Origin of the sequence: Pseudomonas sp. SWI36, assembly GCF_002948105.1 — a bacterium.
In the GTDB taxonomy this organism is placed as follows: domain Bacteria; phylum Pseudomonadota; class Gammaproteobacteria; order Pseudomonadales; family Pseudomonadaceae; genus Aquipseudomonas; species Aquipseudomonas alloputida.
In genome coordinates this window covers 2,923,841-2,942,078 of record NZ_CP026675.1, presented here as the reverse complement: position 1 = coordinate 2,942,078, position 18,238 = coordinate 2,923,841, and the positions used below count along the sequence as shown (strand labels likewise).

17 protein-coding genes and 1 riboswitch are annotated in these 18,238 nt (G+C 62.7%); of the genes, 11 read left to right on the top strand and 6 right to left on the bottom strand.

The features are described 5' to 3' along the window. Positions 1-176: 176 nt before the first annotated feature. The 4 genes from C4Q27_RS14095 (at position 177) to C4Q27_RS14080 (ending at position 4,832) form a co-directional block, all read left to right on the top strand. Entirely contained in the window at positions 177-1,169 is a 993-nt protein-coding gene (locus tag C4Q27_RS14095) for a metalloregulator ArsR/SmtB family transcription factor (protein WP_003249377.1), read from the top strand. Between the two features lie 18 nt (positions 1,170-1,187). Then, positions 1,188-2,378 carry a methionine adenosyltransferase gene (gene metK / locus C4Q27_RS14090; RefSeq protein ID WP_003249375.1) on the top strand — a complete coding sequence of 397 codons (1,191 nt, stop codon included), beginning with the start codon at positions 1,188-1,190 and terminating at the stop codon, positions 2,376-2,378. A 228-nt stretch (positions 2,379-2,606) separates the two neighbouring features. Continuing rightward, positions 2,607-4,307: an NAD-dependent DNA ligase LigB gene (gene ligB, locus C4Q27_RS14085; protein ID WP_104886972.1), complete on the top strand. Its 1,701-nt coding sequence runs from the start codon at positions 2,607-2,609 to the stop codon at positions 4,305-4,307. A gap of 132 nt (positions 4,308-4,439) precedes the next feature. Beyond that, positions 4,440-4,832: a DUF1090 domain-containing protein gene (locus C4Q27_RS14080; protein ID WP_104886971.1), complete on the top strand. Its 393-nt coding sequence runs from the start codon at positions 4,440-4,442 to the stop codon at positions 4,830-4,832. A 74-nt stretch (positions 4,833-4,906) separates the two neighbouring features. Here C4Q27_RS14080 and C4Q27_RS14075 read toward each other — a convergent pair whose 3' ends face one another. Continuing rightward, positions 4,907-5,365 carry a cytochrome c gene (locus C4Q27_RS14075; RefSeq protein ID WP_021783774.1) on the bottom strand — a complete coding sequence of 153 codons (459 nt, stop codon included), beginning with the start codon at positions 5,363-5,365 and terminating at the stop codon, positions 4,907-4,909. 119 nt (positions 5,366-5,484) lie between these two features. Here C4Q27_RS14075 and C4Q27_RS14070 point away from each other — a divergent pair, with 119 nt between their 5' ends. Further along, positions 5,485-6,636, top strand: a complete 1,152-nt coding sequence (locus tag C4Q27_RS14070) for a murein transglycosylase A (protein WP_104886970.1) — start codon at positions 5,485-5,487, stop codon at positions 6,634-6,636. A gap of 51 nt (positions 6,637-6,687) precedes the next feature. On the opposite strand, the gene C4Q27_RS14065 is transcribed toward C4Q27_RS14070, so the two are convergent. Further along, the gene (locus C4Q27_RS14065) at positions 6,688-7,074 is read right to left on the bottom strand and encodes an MAPEG family protein (RefSeq protein WP_010955544.1); all 387 of its coding nucleotides are present in this window, start codon (positions 7,072-7,074) and stop codon (positions 6,688-6,690) included. A 28-nt stretch (positions 7,075-7,102) separates the two neighbouring features. Then, entirely contained in the window at positions 7,103-7,936 is an 834-nt protein-coding gene (locus C4Q27_RS14060) for a DMT family transporter (protein WP_020191826.1), read from the bottom strand. A 282-nt stretch (positions 7,937-8,218) separates the two neighbouring features. Between C4Q27_RS14060 and C4Q27_RS14055 the strand changes: the two genes are divergently transcribed. After that, a complete protein-coding gene (locus C4Q27_RS14055; protein WP_064492987.1) occupies positions 8,219-9,454 on the top strand; it encodes a sodium:proton antiporter in 1,236 nt (411 codons plus the stop codon). A gap of 112 nt (positions 9,455-9,566) precedes the next feature. Here C4Q27_RS14055 and C4Q27_RS14045 read toward each other — a convergent pair whose 3' ends face one another. Continuing rightward, positions 9,567-9,968, bottom strand: coding sequence for an acyl-CoA thioesterase (locus C4Q27_RS14045; protein ID WP_003249362.1), 402 nt, complete (start codon positions 9,966-9,968; stop codon positions 9,567-9,569). Positions 9,969-10,146: 178 nt separating this feature from the next. Continuing rightward, positions 10,147-10,243: riboswitch (S-adenosyl-L-homocysteine riboswitch) on the top strand. Positions 10,244-10,263: 20 nt separating this feature from the next. Here C4Q27_RS14045 and ahcY point away from each other — a divergent pair. From ahcY to C4Q27_RS14015, 5 genes are all read left to right on the top strand, one after another. Next, positions 10,264-11,673 (top strand): adenosylhomocysteinase, encoded by a 1,410-nt coding sequence (ahcY, locus tag C4Q27_RS14040; RefSeq protein ID WP_021783768.1) that lies wholly within the window; start codon positions 10,264-10,266, stop codon positions 11,671-11,673. Between the two features lie 166 nt (positions 11,674-11,839). Next, positions 11,840-12,685 (top strand): methylenetetrahydrofolate reductase [NAD(P)H], encoded by an 846-nt coding sequence (gene metF / locus C4Q27_RS14035; protein WP_104886969.1) that lies wholly within the window; start codon positions 11,840-11,842, stop codon positions 12,683-12,685. A gap of 93 nt (positions 12,686-12,778) precedes the next feature. Then, positions 12,779-13,855: a hypothetical protein gene (locus C4Q27_RS14030; protein ID WP_064492986.1), complete on the top strand. Its 1,077-nt coding sequence runs from the start codon at positions 12,779-12,781 to the stop codon at positions 13,853-13,855. Between the two features lie 169 nt (positions 13,856-14,024). Next, entirely contained in the window at positions 14,025-14,813 is a 789-nt protein-coding gene (locus C4Q27_RS14020) for an ABC transporter substrate-binding protein (protein WP_012053904.1), read from the top strand. A gap of 218 nt (positions 14,814-15,031) precedes the next feature. Continuing rightward, positions 15,032-16,912 carry a DEAD/DEAH box helicase gene (locus C4Q27_RS14015; protein WP_020191535.1) on the top strand — a complete coding sequence of 627 codons (1,881 nt, stop codon included), beginning with the start codon at positions 15,032-15,034 and terminating at the stop codon, positions 16,910-16,912. Between the two features lie 140 nt (positions 16,913-17,052). Here the strand turns inward: C4Q27_RS14015 and C4Q27_RS14010 are convergent, their stop codons facing one another. Together C4Q27_RS14010 and C4Q27_RS14005 are read right to left on the bottom strand one after the other, a co-directional pair. Then, positions 17,053-17,631 (bottom strand): YceI family protein, encoded by a 579-nt coding sequence (locus C4Q27_RS14010; protein WP_020191536.1) that lies wholly within the window; start codon positions 17,629-17,631, stop codon positions 17,053-17,055. A 32-nt stretch (positions 17,632-17,663) separates the two neighbouring features. Further along, positions 17,664-18,215: a cytochrome b gene (locus C4Q27_RS14005; RefSeq protein WP_010955552.1), complete on the bottom strand. Its 552-nt coding sequence runs from the start codon at positions 18,213-18,215 to the stop codon at positions 17,664-17,666. Between the last annotated feature and the right edge of the window lie 23 nt (positions 18,216-18,238).

The window sequence follows — 18,238 nt, the reverse complement described above, 5'->3', positions numbered from 1 at the left end:
GGCAAACATTTAAGCGCCAAGCGCCAGCTTTAAGCCGCAACTGAAGAAGCAGAGCGCGACTCGGGGCGCCCCAAAGCGTGTAACTTGAGGCTTTCGGCTTGCAGCTCATCGCCAATATCAAAACTTTTTGATATTGGCCTTGCTAGGGCATCGATGCCTGTCTAGACTGCCGCCCCATGAATCTGCGTGCGCAATCGATCCCCGAGCAACGCGAAACATTGGCCGCCCTGTGCAAAGCCAGTGGCGATGCGTTGCGCCTGAACGTATTGCGCGCCTTGGCCAATGACTCGTTCGGTGTGCTGGAGCTGGCGCAGATCTTCGACATCGGCCAGTCGGGCATGAGCCATCACCTCAAGGTGCTGGCTCAGGCCGACCTCGTGGCAACCCGCCGCGAAGGCAACGCCATCTTCTACCGCCGTGCCCTGCCCGATGGCCTGCGCCTGGGTGGCCGGCTGCACGCGGCGCTGCTCGAAGAAGTCGACGACCTGGCCCTGCCGCCCGATGTGCAGGCGCGCATAGCCCATGTCCAGCAGCGCCGGGCGGCCACCAGCCAGGACTTCTTCCTGCGCGTGGAAGAGAAGTTCCGTGCCCAGCAGGACCTGATCGCCGGCCTTCCGCAGTACCGCGACAGCCTGCTGGCGCTGCTCGACAAACTGCATTTCGACCCGGCCGCCAGCGCGCTGGAAGTCGGCCCCGGCGACGGTGGCTTCCTGCCCGACCTGGCCCGGCGCTTCGCCCAGGTCACCGCCCTGGACAACAGCCCTACCATGCTCGAGCTTGCGCGCCAGGTGTGCCAGCGCGAAGGGCTCGACAACGTGAACCTGCAGTTGGCCGATGCACTGGGTGCAACGGATGTGGCCGCCGACTGCGTTGTGCTGAACATGGTGCTGCACCATTTCAGCGACCCGGCCCTGGCCTTGCGCCAGCTGGCCAAACGGGTGAAGGCAGGCGGCAGCCTGCTGGTCACCGAACTGTGCAGCCATGACCAGGGGTGGGCGCGCGAAGCCTGCGGCGACCTCTGGCTGGGCTTCGAACAGGACGACCTGGCGCGCTGGGCCAACGCTGCCGGGCTGGCCCATGCGGACAGCCTGTACGTGGGCTTGCGTAACGGTTTCCAGATCCAGGTCCGCCATTTTCAGCGGACGGCTGGCGACATACACCATCGGTAAATTTCAGGAACCTTCGAGATGAGCGAATACTCCCTTTTCACCTCCGAGTCCGTGTCCGAAGGGCATCCGGACAAGATCGCCGACCAGATTTCGGACGCAGTCCTTGATGCCATCATCGCTCAGGACAAATACGCCCGCGTAGCCTGCGAAACCCTGGTCAAGACCGGTGTCGCCATCATCGCCGGCGAAGTCACCACTTCGGCCTGGGTCGACCTGGAAGACCTGGTGCGCAAAGTCATCATCGACATCGGCTACAACAGCTCCGACGTCGGCTTCGACGGCGCCACCTGCGCCGTGATGAACATCATCGGCAAACAGTCGGTAGACATCGCCCAGGGCGTGGACCGCTCCAAGCCGGAAGACCAGGGCGCCGGTGACCAGGGCCTGATGTTCGGCTATGCCAGCAACGAAACCGAAGTCCTGATGCCTGCACCGATCTGCTTCTCGCACCGTCTGGTAGAACGCCAGGCCGAGGCGCGCAAGTCCGGCCTGCTGCCATGGCTGCGCCCGGATGCCAAGTCGCAGGTCACCTGCCGCTACGAGAACGGCAAAGTGGTCGGTATCGACGCCGTGGTGCTGTCGACCCAGCACAACCCGGAGGTTTCGCAGAAAGACTTGCAAGAAGCCGTGATGGAGCTGATCGTCAAGCACACCCTGCCGGCCGAACTGCTGCACAAAGGCACCCAGTACCACATCAACCCGACCGGCAACTTCATCATCGGTGGCCCGGTGGGTGACTGCGGCCTGACTGGCCGCAAGATCATCGTCGACTCTTACGGCGGCATGGCCCGTCACGGGGGTGGCGCGTTCTCCGGCAAGGACCCGTCCAAGGTCGACCGTTCCGCCGCCTACGCCGGCCGCTACGTGGCCAAGAACATCGTCGCCGCCGGCCTGGCCGAGCGTTGCGAGATCCAGGTGTCGTACGCCATTGGCGTGGCCCAGCCGACCTCCATCTCGATCAACACCTTCGGTACCGGCAAGGTCTCCGACGACAAGATCATCCAGCTGGTGCGCGAGTGCTTCGACCTGCGTCCGTACGCCATCACCACCATGCTCGACCTGCTGCACCCGATGTATCAGGAAACCGCTGCCTACGGCCACTTCGGCCGTACTCCGCAGCAGAAGACTGTCGGCGACGACACCTTCACCACCTTCACCTGGGAGCGCACCGACCGCGCCCAGTCGCTGCGTGACGCTGCCGGCCTGTAAGCTTCCTGCAGCGCCAGACGAAAGCCCCTGCCGAGCGATCGGCAGGGGCTTTTTTGTGCCTGTCACGGCATGTTCATCGCCCGTGAGATCGAGCGCCGCGCTCGTTTCTTGCTCCGCCTCGGGCTTGGAGACGAGCACCAGCGAAATATCACCTGACAACTGCACGCACCGCCCGCCCCGCCACCCGCCTACGCTAAGCGCTTCCCCGCCATGCAAGGATGCCAGGCCATGCCGTACCTGTTGTTGTTCGCCCTGCTATTTGTGCTGAACACCCCATTGGCCAGGGCTGCCTCATGCCCACACTGGAACCCGCAACAGGCCAAGGCCGAAGTTGCGCAACTGCGCGCCACGCTTGCCCGATGGGACGAGCACTACCATCGGCAGGGCATAGCCCTGGTGGCCGACGAACTGTACGACCAGAGCCGCGAGCGCCTGAACCACCTGCAGCAGTGCTTCGCGGTTGGCACCAGCCCCTCCCCCCTGGCCAGTGCTCGCGGCCCGGTCCCCCACCCCGTGCCGCATACCGGCGTCGACAAGCTGGCAGACCGCCAGGCCGTGGCGCGATGGATGGCCGGCAAGACCGGCGTGTGGGTACAGCCCAAGGTCGACGGCGTAGCCGTTTCCCTCACTTACCAACAGGGCCGATTGGTGCAGCTGACCAGCCGGGGGGACGGTGTACACGGCCATGACTGGAGCCGACACATCCCACAGCTCGGCGCTGTCACCCGGCAGTTGCCTGAGGCGGTCGACCTGCACTTGCAAGGTGAGCTGTATCTGCGCCTGGACGAACATGTGCAAGCCAAGGCAGGCAGCGCCAACGCCCGGGGTACCGTGGCAGGGCTGCTCGCACGCAAGCAACTGACTGGCGCACAAGGCAACGCTATCGGCCTGTTCGTATGGGGCTGGCCGCACGGCCCCGAGCAACAGGCCGAACGCCTCGCCCAGCTGGCACGACTGGGTTTTCCGGATAGCCAGCTTTACAGCATCGCCATCGATACGCTGGAGGATGCAGCACACTGGCGCGAGCACTGGTATCGCTCTGCTCTGCCCTTCGCCACCGACGGTGTGATCCTGCGCCAGGGCAGTCGGCCACCTGCCGAGCGCTGGCAGGCCAAGGCGCCCTACTGGATCGCGGCCTGGAAGTACCCCTATGCACAAGCCTTGGCCGAAGTACGCGACGTGCGCTTTCGGGTCGGCCGCACTGGCAGGGTCACGCCCGTTCTTCACCTGCAACCCGTTACCCTCGATGACCGGCGCATTACCCAAGTCAGCCTTGGGTCGCTGGCGCGCTGGCAACGCCTGGATATTCGCCCCGGCGATCAGGTGGCCGTCAGCCTTGCCGGGCTGACCATTCCCCGGCTCGAACACGTCGTGCACCGCGCTGTAGAGCGCCAACCGATAACCGCACCAGCACCCGACCAGCATCATGCCCACAGCTGTTGGCAGGCCAGCGAGGGCTGTGATGAGCAGTTCATTGCCCGCCTCACCTGGCTTGGCGGTAAACAGGGCCTGGCCTTGCCACGCACCGGGCCCGGCACATGGCGTCGGCTGGTCGAAGCTGGCTTGGTAACGTCCATGACCGACTGGCTGCAGCTCGATGCCGAGCGCCTGCAGCAGGCCCCCGGTATCAGCAGGCTCACTGCGGCACACCTGATGGGCAGTTTCGACGAAGCTCGCTCACGCCCATTCGATCAGTGGCTGCGCGCCCTTGGTATGCCCATTGGCAAGCATTTGCCACTGACTGGCGACTGGCAGGCGCTGGCCTCACGCAGTGCCGGGCAATGGCAAACCGTGCCCGGCATCGGCGCAAAACGCTCGCGCCAACTTGTGGAATTTTTCGCGGCCTCCGAGGTGCAAGCCATTGCCGCACAGTTGGCCGAAGCCGGCATAGAAGGTTTCCGGACCCCACCCCAGCGCATTGAGCAATGATTTTTTACCAAATAGTGCGTAGGAAAAACCCGAGACTCCGGCAGAAAACCTCACCAAGGGTTTCTAAATGGGCAAAACCAAGGCAGGATTTCCCCCAACTTTTGCTGCCCCGCCCCGTTAGGGAGGCTTTTCATGAAACGTATTTCGACTCTTTTCCTGCTCGCAACACTGGGCCTGGCCGCGGGCACTGCTCAGGCTGCCCAGCCGGATGCCGGCCTGACCGGTTGCGCCGCCAAGCGCAGCGCCATCGAAAACCAGCTGAAAATTGCCCGTGACCACGGCAACAGGGACCAGGTTGCAGGGCTGGAGGAAGCCCTGCGCGGTGTGGACAACTGCACCGACGCCAGCCTGCGCAAGGAACGTGAGCAGAAGGTGCTCGATGCGCGTCACGAAGTGGCGCAGCGGGAAAAGGACTTGAAGAAGGCAGAGAAGAAAGGCGACGCCGAGAAGATCAACAAGCGCAAGGACAAGCTGGCCGAGTCGCGTAAAGAGCTGCAGGAAGCGGTCGACGCTCTCGACCGCTAAGGCATCTGGCCGGCAAGCCTGGTCTTTGTGGAATTTGTACACGCCTCGAAGGTTTGCGCAAACAGCACAGCCATTCAATGATTACGAAATTCGCTATGACAGGCCTTGCACGCAGCCTCGACCTTGTCCATCGGTGCCTTCAGTTGCGCAGCATCCAGTGGCTGGTTGCGGGTGACATCGACCAGTTCGCCGGTGACGCCCTCAAGCTGCCGGGCCAGGTCATGGAACCGCGCCTGGCGCTCCCACACTTCGGCACGGGCGGCGCTGTCACCACCATCGCGCACCTGTGGAAAATGCTGCCACGGCTGATGCGACAGGCTGTCCAGCTTCAGCGCACCGTCGGCAAACTTCACCCCGTCGAACGGCAACCGGCCACGCAGCATGCCGCCGAGGTCCTCGCTGGTCTTGAGCATGTCCTTGAAGATCACCTTGCGTTTGCCCAGCGGCGAATTCGGGTCAACCCGGTCACAACCCGTCAGAGCCCCTCCCAGGGCAAGTGCTGCCAGCAGAACAACGGTCAATCGCTTCAACATCACGCTCACTTCGGCCTACGCAAATGGGCGGCCAGTATCGCTGCCCCTGGGCCAAACACCAATAGCCACATAAAAGACAGGGGCGAACCTTCATGTTCGCTCATGACAGGAATGCACACATGAAATCTGCCCTGCGCCACCTGGCCTGGACACTGCCGGTGCTGGCTTTGCTGGCCGGCTGCAACGGCGGCGAGAGCGCCAAGCCCGAGCCCCACGCTGTCGCCACCTATGCCCCGGCCACTTGGAAAGACTTGCCGGCCGTCAGCGATGAAGACCTGCTGGCAGGCTTTTATGCATGGCGCAACGGCTGCGAAAAACTCAAGCGCGACCCGGTGTGGGCCGCCACCTGCGAAGCGGCCGGCAGCGCGACAGCCAGCGCCGCCCAAGTGCGAACCTTCCTTGAACAGAACCTGCAGGTGTACGGCCTGCGCTCTGCAGAGAACAATGCCAACGGCCTGATTACCGGCTACTACGAGCCTGTCTACCCAGGCAGCCTGAGCCAATCGGCAACCAACCATGTGGCGGTCTACGGCATCCCTGATGACATGATCGTGGTCGACCTGGCCAGCGTGTACCCCGAACTGAAGGGCAAACGCCTGCGCGGCCGCCTGGAGGGGCGGGTACTCAAGCCCTACGACACGGCCGAAGTCATCAACCGTAACGGCGTCAAGGCACCGGTGCTGGCCTGGCTGACCGACCCGATGGACCTGCAATTCCTGCAGATCCAGGGTTCTGGCCGGGTGCAACTGGAGGACGGCCGTCAACTGCGCCTGGGCTACGCCGACCAGAACGGCCACCCCTATCGGCCGATCGGCCGCTGGCTGGTGGAGCAAGGTCAGCTGAAAAAAGAAGAAGTGAGCATGGGCGCCATTCATGCCTGGGCCCAGGCCAACCCGCAGCGCGTACCAGAGCTGCTGGCCAGCAACCCCAGCTACGTATTCTTCAGCACCCGCCCGGACAGTAACGAAGGCCCGCGCGGCTCGCTGAACGTAGCGCTTACCGCCGGCTACAGCGTGGCCATCGACCGCAAGGTGATTCCCCTGGGCAGCTTGTTGTGGCTGTCTACCACACGCCCGGACGGCACGCCGGTGGTACGACCGGTTGGCGCGCAGGACACCGGAGGGGCGATTACCGGCGAAGTGCGTGCCGACCTGTTCTGGGGCACCGGGCCGGAAGCCGGCGAACTGGCCGGGAACATGAAGCAGCAAGGGCAGATCTGGATGCTGTGGCCCAAGGGCCAGCCACTGCCTGAGGTACCCAAGGTACCTTGATCGTTGTGGCTATCTTCGCGAGGGGCTGCCCGCGAAGATGGCCAGCCGGTTTCAGATGGAAACCACGAAGAACGACACGATCAGTGCCAGGCTGGCAAACCACACCAGCGACCGCAAGGCAGCCCAGTCGGCCAGGTAGCAGATGATGTAAAGCAAGCGGCTGGTGATATACATCACCCCCAGCACATCCTGGGTCACCTGCTCGGCATTGCCCACGATATCCGCCACAAGCACCGCCGCAGCAAATGCCGGAAACGCTTCGTAGCCATTCTGCTGCGCTGCATGAGCACGCCGCGGCAGGCCCGACAAGGTATCGAGAAAGGCTCGCGGATCGTGATTGTCCTTGAGGCCGAAACGGCCACTGCTCGCCTTGGCGATCAAGGCACAAAGCGGGTTCAACAGCAGCGCAATCAGGATGCACCACAGGGCAACAGTCATGGACAGGACTCCTTGTTCAGTCTTCAGTTCAAAGCTTCATTACCAGCATGCCGGCCAACACCAGCCCGCAAGCTAGGAGTCTTGGCCCGCCAAAAGGTTCTTTGAGGTAGCGCATGCCCAGCAGCACCACCAGGATCACGCTCAACTCCCGCAGTGCCGCCGCTTCGGCCACTGACCCCAGGTGCATGGCCCACAGCACCAGGGCATAGCTGAACAATACGCAGAACCCTACCGCCAAGCCAAGGCGCCATTGGGTTCGCCAGAACAGTACGAAGGGCGCCCGCCGCGCTACGCCCGCCAACAACGGGAATTGCCAGGCGCTGAGCAGGGTCAGCCAGACCAGGTAATCCCACGGCTTGCCCCACAGGCGCACGGCCTGGCCGTCGAACCAGGTGTAGCAACCAATGCACAGGCCAATCAAGGCAACTACCGGCAGCATCGACCATGGCAGCCGGTCACCGCCGCCGCCCTGCCACAACAGGCAGGCCATGCCACAGGGGATCAACAGGATACCGATGATCTGCTGCTGGCTCAGCGATTCCCCGGCAAAGGCCAGGGTCAGCCCCAGCACCACCAGCGGTGACAGCCCGCGCATCAGAGGATAGACCAGCCCCAGGTCGCCCACGCGGTAGGCCTTGATCAGCAGGTAGCGGTACAACTGCTCAGCCAGTGCCGAGGCTACCAACCAGGGCCAGATTTCAGCAGGCGGAACATCGACAAAGGGCACCGCCAGCACCGCGAAGGCCAGCGCTACCGTGTCCATGCTGGCAATTACCAGCAAGCGCTCGCCACTGAATTTGATCAAGGTATTCCAGGTTGCATGCAGCAGGGCGGCAACCAGCACCAGAGATGTTGCCAACACGCCTTCTTATCCTTATGGCTTTTCATGGCTGTGAATATATAGCGTTCAGGGGGGCTTTGTGGGAGCGGGCATGCCCGCGAAGAATGCAACTCGGTGTATGGCACCGGCTTTGCCGGTGTTCGCGGGCACGCCCGCTCCCACAGGGTAACCAGTGCAGACTGTCACGGGAACGATTTGGACTAATTCGGTCAAACCCTGTGCCCCGAACCCCGTGCCAGGTCATCAAAGAACTGCCCGAGTCACTCGGGTAACGACTTGGAAGCCACTGTTACAGGATTCGGGATGCTTGAATTAGTTGCCGCTTTTATCTGCCTCACCACACTTCTGACCTATGTGAACTACCGCTTCATCGGCCTGCCCCCCGCTATCGGCGTGATGGTTACGGCGCTGTTGTTTTCCCTGATATTGCAAGGCCTGAGCCTTGTCGGCTTCCCCGGCCTGGAAGAGCGCGTCGAAGGGCTGATGAACCAGATCGATTTCAACGATCTGCTCATGCACTGGATGCTGGCGTTCCTGCTGTTTGCCGGCGCCCTGCACGTCAACCTCAGCGACCTGCGCAGCTACCGCTGGCCGATCGGCCTGCTGGCCACCTTGGGCGTGCTGATCGCCACCGTGGTCATCGGCTACCTGGCGCATTGGGTGTTTGCCCTGTTCGGCTGGCAGGTGCCCCTGATCTACTGCCTGCTGTTCGGTGCACTGATCTCACCGACCGACCCGATTGCAGTGCTTGGCGCGCTGCGTACTGCCAATGCGCCCAAACCGCTTAAAACCACCATCGTCGGCGAGTCACTGTTCAACGACGGCACGGCAGTCGTGGTATTCACCGTGTTGCTGGGCATCATCCAGCTGGGTGAAACACCGAGCATGGCCGACACGGCGATCCTGTTCGCCCGCGAGGCCATTGGCGGTGTGGTGTTCGGTGGCCTGATCGGCTACGCCACCTACCGCATGATCAAGAGTGTCGAGCAGTATCAGGTGGAGGTCATGCTGACCCTGGCGCTGGTAATCGGTGGTTCGGCGATGTGCTACGAGCTGCATGTGTCGGCACCGATCGCCATGGTGGTGGCAGGCCTGATCATCGGCAACCTGGGGCGCAACCTGGCGATGAATGACATGACCCGCCGTTACATGGATGGTTTCTGGGAGCTGATCGACGACATGCTCAATGCCCTGCTGTTCGCATTGATCGGCCTGGAGCTGTTGCTGCTGCCGTTCAACTGGATGCACCTGGCGGCCGGCGGCGTGCTGGCGCTGGCAGTGCTGCTGTCGCGCCTGTTGACGGTGGCCCCGGCGATCGTACTGCTGCGGCGCTGGCGCCCGGTGCCCAAAGGCACGGTGCGGGTGCTGACCTGGGGCGGCCTGCGCGGTGGCGTGTCGGTGGCACTTGCGCTGTCGCTACCGCTGGGCGATGAACGGGACCTGCTGCTGTCGATCACCTACATCGTGGTGTTGTCGTCGATTCTGGTGCAGGGGTTGAGCATTGGGCGGGTGGTGCGCAAGGTCAGCGCCCAGCCTTGAGAATGCCGGGGCCGCTTTGCGGCCCATTCGCGGGTGAACCCGCTCCTACGGGGGCGCGTACCCCTGTAGGAGCGGGTTCACCCGCGAAGAGGCCGGCACAGGCAACCAGGGTCTATTCGACTGCCGAATCCGGGAACTGGTCCTGCACGTACTTGATCTCGGTGCGCCCATGGGCTGCCGGCAAGCCATCCTCGCCCAGGTTGACGAACACCATCTTGTCGACAGTCAGAATGCTCTTGCGGGTGATCTTGTTACGCACTTCGCACTTGAGGGTGATCGAGGTGCGGCCGAACGCGGTAGCGGTGATGCCCAGCTCGATGATGTCACCCTGACGCGAAGCGCTGACGAAGTTGATTTCCGACATGTACTTGGTCACCACACGCTGGTTGCCCAGCTGGACGATGGCGTAAATTGCCGCCTCCTCATCGATCCAGCGCAACAGGCTGCCACCGAACAGGGTGCCATTGGGGTTGAGGTCTTCGGGTTTAACCCACTTGCGGGTGTGAAAGTTCATCTGTACTCCTGACCTGCTTGGCTAACGTGTAGCAATGATGGCAGAGCGGCTGCCTTCGCTCCATTGAACATCGACTATCGTCGCGATTAATCGACGGAAAACCTTGGGCAAGCCGGCAGGGGCAGCTATAATCTGCGCCGTTTTACATGGTTGCCCACAGCGGTGCCATGCCCGCCACCTGTCCGAGGGGCGCTGCAGCAGGCTAGGCCTGTCAGGCTCGGATGGGGCGTTGCTCGCTCCCGCGAGCGCTTAACGCACAACGGCGCCCATTCGCACATTACGAATGGAGGCTCTCATGAGCGCTGCAAACATGCCTGCTGGTTTTACCGATTACAAAGTCGCCGACATCTCCCTGGCCGCCTGGGGCCGTCGCGAAACCATCATTGCCGAATCGGAAATGCCTGCGCTGATGGGCCTGCGTCGCAAGTACCTGGCCGAGCAACCGCTCAAGGGTGCGAAGATCCTGGGCTGCATCCACATGACCATCCAGACCGCCGTGCTGATCGAAACCCTGGTTGCCCTGGGTGCCGAAGTGCGCTGGTCGTCCTGCAACATCTTCTCGACTCAAGACCAGGCCGCCGCCTCGATCGCCGCCGCCGGTATCCCGGTGTTCGCCTGGAAAGGTGAAACCGAAGAAGAGTACGAGTGGTGCCTGGAGCAGACCATCCTGAAAGATGGCCAGCCATGGGACGCCAACATGATCCTCGACGACGGTGGTGACCTGACCGAACTGCTGCACAAGAAGTACCCGCAGGTACTGGACCGCGTGCACGGCGTGACCGAAGAGACCACCACCGGCGTACACCGCCTGCTCGACATGCTGGCCAAGGGCGAGCTGAAAGTCCCGGCGATCAACGTCAACGACTCGGTCACCAAGAGCAAGAACGACAACAAGTACGGCTGCCGTCACAGCCTGAACGATGCCATCAAGCGTGGTACCGACCACCTGCTGTCGGGCAAGCAGGCCCTGGTGATCGGCTACGGTGACGTGGGCAAGGGCTCGGCCCAGTCCCTGCGTCAGGAAGGCATGATCGTCAAGGTCTCCGAAATTGACCCGATCTGCGCCATGCAGGCCTGCATGGACGGCTTCGAGCTGGTCTCGCCGTTCATCGACGGTATCAACGATGGCACCGAAGCCAGCATCGACAAGGCCCTGCTGGGCAAGATCGACCTGATCGTGACCACCACCGGTAACGTCAACGTCTGCGACGCCAACATGCTCAAGGCCCTGAAAAAGCGTGCCGTAGTCTGCAACATCGGCCACTTCGACAACGAGATCGACACCGCCTTCATGCGCAAGAACTGGGCCTGGGAAGAGGTCAAGCCGCAGGTTCACAAGATCCACCGTACCGGCGCTGGCAGCTTCGACCCGCAGAACGACGACTACCTGATCCTGCTGGCCGAAGGCCGCCTGGTCAACCTGGGCAACGCCACTGGCCACCCAAGCCGCATCATGGACGGCTCGTTCGCCAACCAGGTTCTGGCACAGATCTTCCTGTTCGAGCAGAAGTTCGCTGACCTGCCGGCCGAAAAGAAAGCCGAGCGCCTGACCGTTGAAGTGCTGCCGAAGAAACTCGACGAAGAAGTGGCCCTGGAAATGGTCCGCGGCTTCGGCGGCGTGGTCACCCAGCTGACCAAGCAGCAAGCCGACTACATCGGCGTGACCGTCGAAGGCCCGTTCAAGCCGCACGCCTACCGCTACTAAGCGGCAAGCATGAAGCTGCAAGTGGCAGGCAAAGGCATACCGTGCCGTTGCCACTTGCAGCTCCGGAAACACAGATCTTGAACGACGCCCAAGCCAGCCCGGCCATCACCGATCTGGCTTTTACTTGCAGCTTGCCGCCAGACGCTTGTTGCCAGAGGAACGCCTGATGTCACAAGAACGCCGCTACAGTTTCGAGTTCTTCCCGACCAAGACCGATGCCGGTCACGAAAAGCTGATGGGCGTCGCCCGCCAGCTGGCCACCTATAACCCGGACTTCTTCTCCTGCACCTACGGTGCCGGTGGCTCGACCCGCGACCGCACGCTCAATACCGTGCTGCAGCTGGAAAGCGAAGTGAAGATACCTGCCGCGCCGCACCTGTCGTGCGTGGGCGACACCAAGGCCGAATTGCGTGCCCTGCTGGCCGAGTACAAGGCAGCCGGCATCAAACGCATTGTCGCGCTGCGTGGTGACCTGCCGTCGGGCATGGGCATGGCCAGTGGTGAACTGCGCTATGCCAGTGACCTGGTCGAGTTCATCCGCCAGGAGACCGCTGATCACTTCCACCTGGAAGTGGCTGCCTACCCGGAAATGCACCCGCAGGCGCGCAACTTCGAGTCGGATCTGGCCAACTTTGTGCACAAGGTCAAGGCCGGTGCCGACAGCGCCATCACCCAGTACTTCTTCAACGCCGACAGCTACTTCTACTTCGTCGAGCGTGCACAGAAGCTGGGCGTGGAGATTCCGGTGGTACCGGGCATCATGCCGATCACCAACTACAGCAAGCTGGCCCGCTTCTCCGATGCCTGTGGCGCCGAGATCCCGCGCTGGATCCGCAAGCAGCTGGAAGCCTATGCCGACGACACCGCCAGCATCCAGGCGTTCGGCGAAGAAGTGATTACCCGCATGTGCGAACAGCTGTTGCAAGGCGGCGCGCCGGGCCTGCACTTCTATACCTTGAACCAGGCCGAACCGAGCCTGGCGATCTGGAACAACCTGAAGCTGCCGCGCTGAAATCTTTTGGCAAAGTCTGCTTAAGAAATGATTAAGGCTTTGGTCATAGACTAAAGCCTTATTCATTTTCGGGTTAAACAGGTCTTGCCTGCCATGCAGCACACCCAACCTTCGCGCCCACAGCTTGTATACCTGGCTTTTGGCCCGGCAACCTACCATCAGGAAGCCTGCTTCAGCATCGTCAGCGCCCTCGCCCAGCTAGGCAGCGCAGCCGGCGAGGCCATGGACATCCAGGTCTACACCGACAATGCGCAGCCCTACGCCAGGCTGCCCGTCACCGTCCACCTGCTGGACGAGGCCACGCGTCAGGCATGGAATGCCCCGCACGGTTATCACTTTCGCAGCAAGCATGTGCTGTTGCGCCAGGTACTGCAGCAACACCCGCTGGCAGTGCTGATCGACACCGACACCTTCTTCCGCACTTCGCCGTTGCATCTGTTCGCCCGCGTGGCGCCCAACCGCCTGTTGTGCAACGCCATCGGCACGCGCTACGGCGCTGACCAGAAGTGCCTGTTGTACAAGAACCTGCTGGCCATTCTCGAGTCCCGGGGACTGGCCGACTGCCAGATGCCGCTCGTCAATTCCGGCGTTATCGGCCTCACTGCCGAGAACTGCGACACCCTGGACCGCTCCATCGCCATGATGGACGAATTCTACCCCTTGGCTCGGGAGGCCTATACCCTTGAGGAGTTCTGCCTGGCAGTAGCGGCCTACCGCAACCTGGAGCTGGCCGAGTGTACCGATGTCATTCATCACTACTGGAGCCGGAAGGCGCAGTTCCGCGCCAAGATCCAGGCCTGGCTGCGCAAGCACGAGCACGACCCACTCAGCCCCTCGGCCTTGGCCGACGTTGCGCTGGTCAACGACCAACTGCCGCGGCCACCCACTCTGCACCGCCTGGGTTACAAGGCGTTGAGCCTGACCCTGCCCAGTCACGAGCGCCAGTTCGCCCGCGAATTGCTCTATGGCTGCTACCCCTACCCCAATGAGTTCGATCGCGCCTGTGCGTCTGCCTGGTGGGACAAAGCCCTGGAAAACCTCAATGACCGCTACGGCCACGTGGAGCCCGAGCGGCTGCGTCAGTGCCTGCGCCATCCGGGGCTACGGCTATCGCTGGGCGAGCGGCGCAAGGATATCGAGGCGCATCTGCTGCGATCCACCCAAGCCTGATGTGCCCGCAAAACTCATTGCCTTGCGCGGTCTTGTGGGAGCGGGCGTGCCCGCGAAGAGAGCAACCCGATCGTTGACACCGGCTTCGCCGGTGTTCGCGGGCACGCCCGCTCCCACATCGATAATGCATGCCTTTACCGTACACCGGCCGAGCGCGTAATCTCCGGCCATGCCACATATCGCCCGTCTGTTCTGGATCCTGCTGCTCGTTTGCCTGAGCCCGTTGGCTCTGGGCGAACGCTTGCGCCTGGTAACCGACGACTGGGCACCTTATGTGTTTCAGCACAACGGCCAACCGCGCGGCATCGACTATGAAGTCGCCAGCCAGGTCTTCGCACGCCTCGGCGTCGAGGTGGAGTGGCAATTCCTGCCTTGGAAGCGCTGCTTGGCGATGGCTGAGCAGGGCCTGGCCGATGGCATTCTCGACATCTTCCAGACGGACGCGCGCCAACCCTACATGGTGTATGGCTCCGAACCCATGTCGGAGGTCGAATTCGTCCTGTTCCAAAGCCGCTCGCGCCGCCATGCCGTCACCCACCTGGACGACCTCGCCGGCCTCACCGTCGGCACATCGCCCGGCTACGCCTACGGTAAAGCGTTCACCGAGGCCCCACACTTCAAGCGCGAAGCCGCACCCACCCACGAAGCCAACTTCGGCAAGCTGGTGCTGGGCCGTATCGACCTGGCGATCACCGACCGCAGGGTCGGGCATTACCTGCTCCGCCAGCTCGGCCTGCAACAGCAAGTCGAAGAACTGCCGCTGGTAGTCAGCCGCCAGGCGCAGTATTTGGGCCTGGTGCGCAAGCCTGGGCGCGAGGCACTGGCCGTGGCCTTTGCCGAAGAGCTGCAGCGGTTCAAGCAGGAACCGGCCTATGCAGCGATCAGCAACCGTTATACAAGCGACACTGGAAACATTCTCAACGCCGTTGAGCAGCAGGAAAGCAGCACAGCGCGATAGCTCTGTTATACTCGGGCCTTCCCGCCCGGCTCACGCCCGGACGCTCGGCCTCGCAACAGGCATCCCGATCGGTACCGACGCCCCTTCGCGTCCAGCCTCCGTTTCCCGGATGTGCAGTGAAAGCCCAGCTGGACCGGACGCGATCGCATTTCATCGATGCCCGTCGCGCCAGGCAGAACATCCCAACGGGCCCAGCCCACACGAGAACAGGATCGCCCATGTCCTTTGCTTCCCTCGGTCTCTCCGAGGCTCTTGTCCGCGCTATCGAGGCTGCGGGCTACACCCAGCCGACCCCCGTGCAACAGCGGGCTATTCCCGCCGTGTTGCAAGGCCGCGACCTGATGGTTGCCGCACAGACAGGTACGGGTAAAACCGGCGGCTTCGCCCTGCCGATTCTCGAGCGCCTGTTCCCGGCCGGCCATCCCGACAAATCGCAGCGCCACGGCCCACGCCAGCCTCGCGTGCTGGTCCTGACACCGACCCGCGAACTGGCAGCCCAGGTGCATGACAGTTTCAAGGTCTATGCCCGTGACCTGCCACTGGTCAGCGCCTGCATCTTCGGCGGCGTTGGCATGAACCCGCAGATCCAGGCCATTGCCAAAGGCGTTGATGTGCTGGTCGCCTGCCCAGGCCGCCTGCTCGACCTGGCCGGCCAAGGCAAGGTCGACCTGGCCCACGTGGAAATCCTGGTACTTGATGAAGCCGATCGCATGCTCGACATGGGCTTCATCCACGACGTCAAGAAGGTCCTCGCCCGCCTGCCGGCCAAGCGCCAGAACCTGCTCTTCTCGGCCACCTTCTCCAAGGACATCACCGACCTCGCCGACAAGCTCCTGCACAACCCGGAGCGTATCGAGGTCACCCCGCCGAACACCACCGTCGAGCGTATCGAGCAGCGGGTGTATCGCCTGCCTGCCAGCCACAAGCGTGCCCTGCTGGCGCACTTGATCACCTTGGGCGCCTGGGAACAGGTGTTGGTGTTCACCCGAACCAAGCATGGCGCCAACCGCCTGGCCGAGTACCTGGAAAAGCAAGGCCTGACCGCCGCCGCGATCCACGGCAACAAGAGCCAGAACGCCCGCACCAAGGCTTTGGCCGACTTCAAGGCCAACAGCGTGCGCGTACTGGTCGCCACCGACATCGCTGCCCGCGGCCTGGACATCGACCAGTTGCCCCACGTTGTCAACTTCGAGCTGCCGAATGTCGAGGAGGACTACGTCCACCGCATTGGCCGTACCGGCCGTGCCGGTCGTTCGGGCGAAGCAATTTCCCTGGTCGCACCAGATGAAGAAAAGCTGCTCAAGAGCATCGAGCGGGTGACCAAGCAGCGCATCGCGGATGGCGACCTGATGGGCTTCGACGCCAGCCAGGTAGAAGCCGAGAAGCCTGAAGCACGCGAGCGCCCGCAGAACAACGGCCGCGGCGGCCGCAACCAGCAAGCCCGTGGCGAAGGTGCTAAAGACAGCAACGGCGGCCGCAAGGACAAAGGCAAGGACAAAGGCAAAGCCAGGCAGCAAGCTGCGGCCAAGCCGGACGACAAGGAAAAGAGCGGCGACAAGCAGCAACCGCGCAAGCCGCGTGACAAGAAACCACGCCCGCAGCAGGCCAGCAGTAATAGCGTTCCGAAGCCGCCGGCAGACCGCGACCCGGAAGAATTCCTGGACGACGAGCTCGATAACTTCGGTAACCGCGCCGACTATGTCAGTCCGTACCAAGGCAAGAACCAGGGCCGCAACCGCCGCCCGGGTGGTGCTGGCCAAGGTCAGGGGCAAGGCAATGGCCAACGCAGCAACGCTGGCGGCCAGGGCCAAGCCCGCAATGGCGGCCAGCCACGCAGTGGTGGCGGAGAAAAACGCCCGCCCCGCGCCAACAACGGTGGCGGTGCCCGTCGTGATGGCGGCGGTGGCCGTGGTCGCCCTGCGCGTGACGATGCTGCCCGGCAAGAGCCGGCCGTGCGCAACCCGCGTCAGCCGGAAAAACAGCCAGTGATCATTCGCAAGGAGTCCAAGCTGGACCGTTTCCCGACGCCTGAGCAACTGGATGACCTGCCAAGCCGCCCACGCGGTGAGCGCCCGGCGCTGCTGACCCGCAAGGGCTGATAGAAGTACCGAGGGGGCTGCTTCGCAGCCCTATCACGACACAAGGCCGCGCCTGCAGAGAATTTCTTGATCTCTGCAGGCGCGGCCTTGTGTCGTGATAGGGCCGCAAAGCGGCCCCCTCGGTTTTCAGCTGGCAGAAATTACTTCTGCTTCACACCTTCGACACTGATATCCAGGTCCAGGGTCTGCGAGGTAGCACCTGGGCCTTTGATGCCGAAGTCGTTCAGGTTCAGCGTCGTGGTGGCGTTGAAGCCTGCGCGCTCACCACCCCATGGGTCCTTGCCTTCACCGTTGAAGGTAGCCTTGAACGTCACCGGTTTGGTGACACCGTGCATGGTCAGGTCGCCAGTCACGTCAGCCGTCTTGTCGCCAGTCGACTTGACGCTGGTGGAGACGAATTTGGCGTCCGGGTACTTCTTCACGTCGAGGAAATCGGCGCTGGCGATGTGCTTGTCACGCTCGGCGTGGTTCGACCACAGGCTGGCAGTTTTCAAGTCGACGCTGATCTTGCTGGCTTCAGGCTTGGCACTGTCCCAGGTGAAGCTGCCGTCGAAATCCTTGAAAGTACCGTGGATGAAGCTGTAGCCCAGGTGGCTGATTTTCCAGTCAACGAACGCGTGCTGGCCTTCCTTGTCGATCTTGTACTCGGCAGCCATGGCCTGGCCAGCAGAGAGCAGAGCGGTACCGAGCGCCAGAGCGGCAAAAGTCTTTTTCAACATCCTGTTCCTTCCTGTGTAATTGAGGTTGAGAGTCAAGCTTTGCGGCCCAGCATGCGAGTCAGGGTCGCGTCACGGTCGATGAAATGATGCTTGAGCGCGGCAAGGGCATGCAGCACGGCAAAAATCACCAGCCCCCAAGCCAGCCACAAATGAACCACACCCGCCACATCTGCCTGGTCAGGCAGGTCGCTGATCAGTGCCGGCACTTCGAACAGGCCGAACACCGGAATGCCGACGCCGTCGGCGGTGGAAATCAGGTAACCGGCAACCATCACCGCAAACAGCCCAAGGTACAGGGCCAGGTGGCCCAGCTTGGCCGCCAGGCGTGTGACCGCACCATGGTTGGTTGGTGCCGGTGGTGGCGGGCTGATGAAACGCCAGACTACCCGCAGCAGCATCACCGCCAGCAGCACCAGGCCGATGCTCTTGTGCAGGTCCGGGCCAGCTTTGCGCCAAGGGCTGTAGTAGTCGAGGCCGACCATCCACAAGCCCAGGCCGAACAGGCCGAAAACTGCCAGCGCCACGCCCCAGTGCAGGATGATGCTGACCACGCCGTAGCGAGAAGGTGAATTGCGCAGTTGCATGTTGCGTGTTTCCCCGTGAAAGC

What these genes read in the sequence shown, in the direction of transcription:
- C4Q27_RS14080 (WP_104886971.1), top strand. Translation starts at nt 4,440, where the DNA reads ATGAAACGTATTTCGACTCTTTTCCTGCTCGCAACACTGGGCCTGGCC.
- metF (WP_104886969.1), top strand. Translation starts at nt 11,840, where the DNA reads ATGTCACAAGAACGCCGCTACAGTTTCGAGTTCTTCCCGACCAAGACC.
- C4Q27_RS14045 (WP_003249362.1), bottom strand. Translation starts at nt 9,968, where the DNA reads ATGAACTTTCACACCCGCAAGTGGGTTAAACCCGAAGACCTCAACCCC.
- C4Q27_RS14070 (WP_104886970.1), top strand. Translation starts at nt 5,485, where the DNA reads ATGAAATCTGCCCTGCGCCACCTGGCCTGGACACTGCCGGTGCTGGCT.
- C4Q27_RS14030 (WP_064492986.1), top strand. Translation starts at nt 12,779, where the DNA reads ATGCAGCACACCCAACCTTCGCGCCCACAGCTTGTATACCTGGCTTTT.
- C4Q27_RS14020 (WP_012053904.1), top strand. Translation starts at nt 14,025, where the DNA reads ATGCCACATATCGCCCGTCTGTTCTGGATCCTGCTGCTCGTTTGCCTG.
- C4Q27_RS14005 (WP_010955552.1), bottom strand. Translation starts at nt 18,215, where the DNA reads ATGCAACTGCGCAATTCACCTTCTCGCTACGGCGTGGTCAGCATCATC.
- ahcY (WP_021783768.1), top strand. Translation starts at nt 10,264, where the DNA reads ATGAGCGCTGCAAACATGCCTGCTGGTTTTACCGATTACAAAGTCGCC.
- metK (WP_003249375.1), top strand. Translation starts at nt 1,188, where the DNA reads ATGAGCGAATACTCCCTTTTCACCTCCGAGTCCGTGTCCGAAGGGCAT.
- C4Q27_RS14010 (WP_020191536.1), bottom strand. Translation starts at nt 17,631, where the DNA reads ATGTTGAAAAAGACTTTTGCCGCTCTGGCGCTCGGTACCGCTCTGCTC.
- C4Q27_RS14075 (WP_021783774.1), bottom strand. Translation starts at nt 5,365, where the DNA reads ATGTTGAAGCGATTGACCGTTGTTCTGCTGGCAGCACTTGCCCTGGGA.
- C4Q27_RS14055 (WP_064492987.1), top strand. Translation starts at nt 8,219, where the DNA reads ATGCTTGAATTAGTTGCCGCTTTTATCTGCCTCACCACACTTCTGACC.
- C4Q27_RS14095 (WP_003249377.1), top strand. Translation starts at nt 177, where the DNA reads ATGAATCTGCGTGCGCAATCGATCCCCGAGCAACGCGAAACATTGGCC.
- ligB (WP_104886972.1), top strand. Translation starts at nt 2,607, where the DNA reads ATGCCGTACCTGTTGTTGTTCGCCCTGCTATTTGTGCTGAACACCCCA.
- C4Q27_RS14015 (WP_020191535.1), top strand. Translation starts at nt 15,032, where the DNA reads ATGTCCTTTGCTTCCCTCGGTCTCTCCGAGGCTCTTGTCCGCGCTATC.
- C4Q27_RS14065 (WP_010955544.1), bottom strand. Translation starts at nt 7,074, where the DNA reads ATGACTGTTGCCCTGTGGTGCATCCTGATTGCGCTGCTGTTGAACCCG.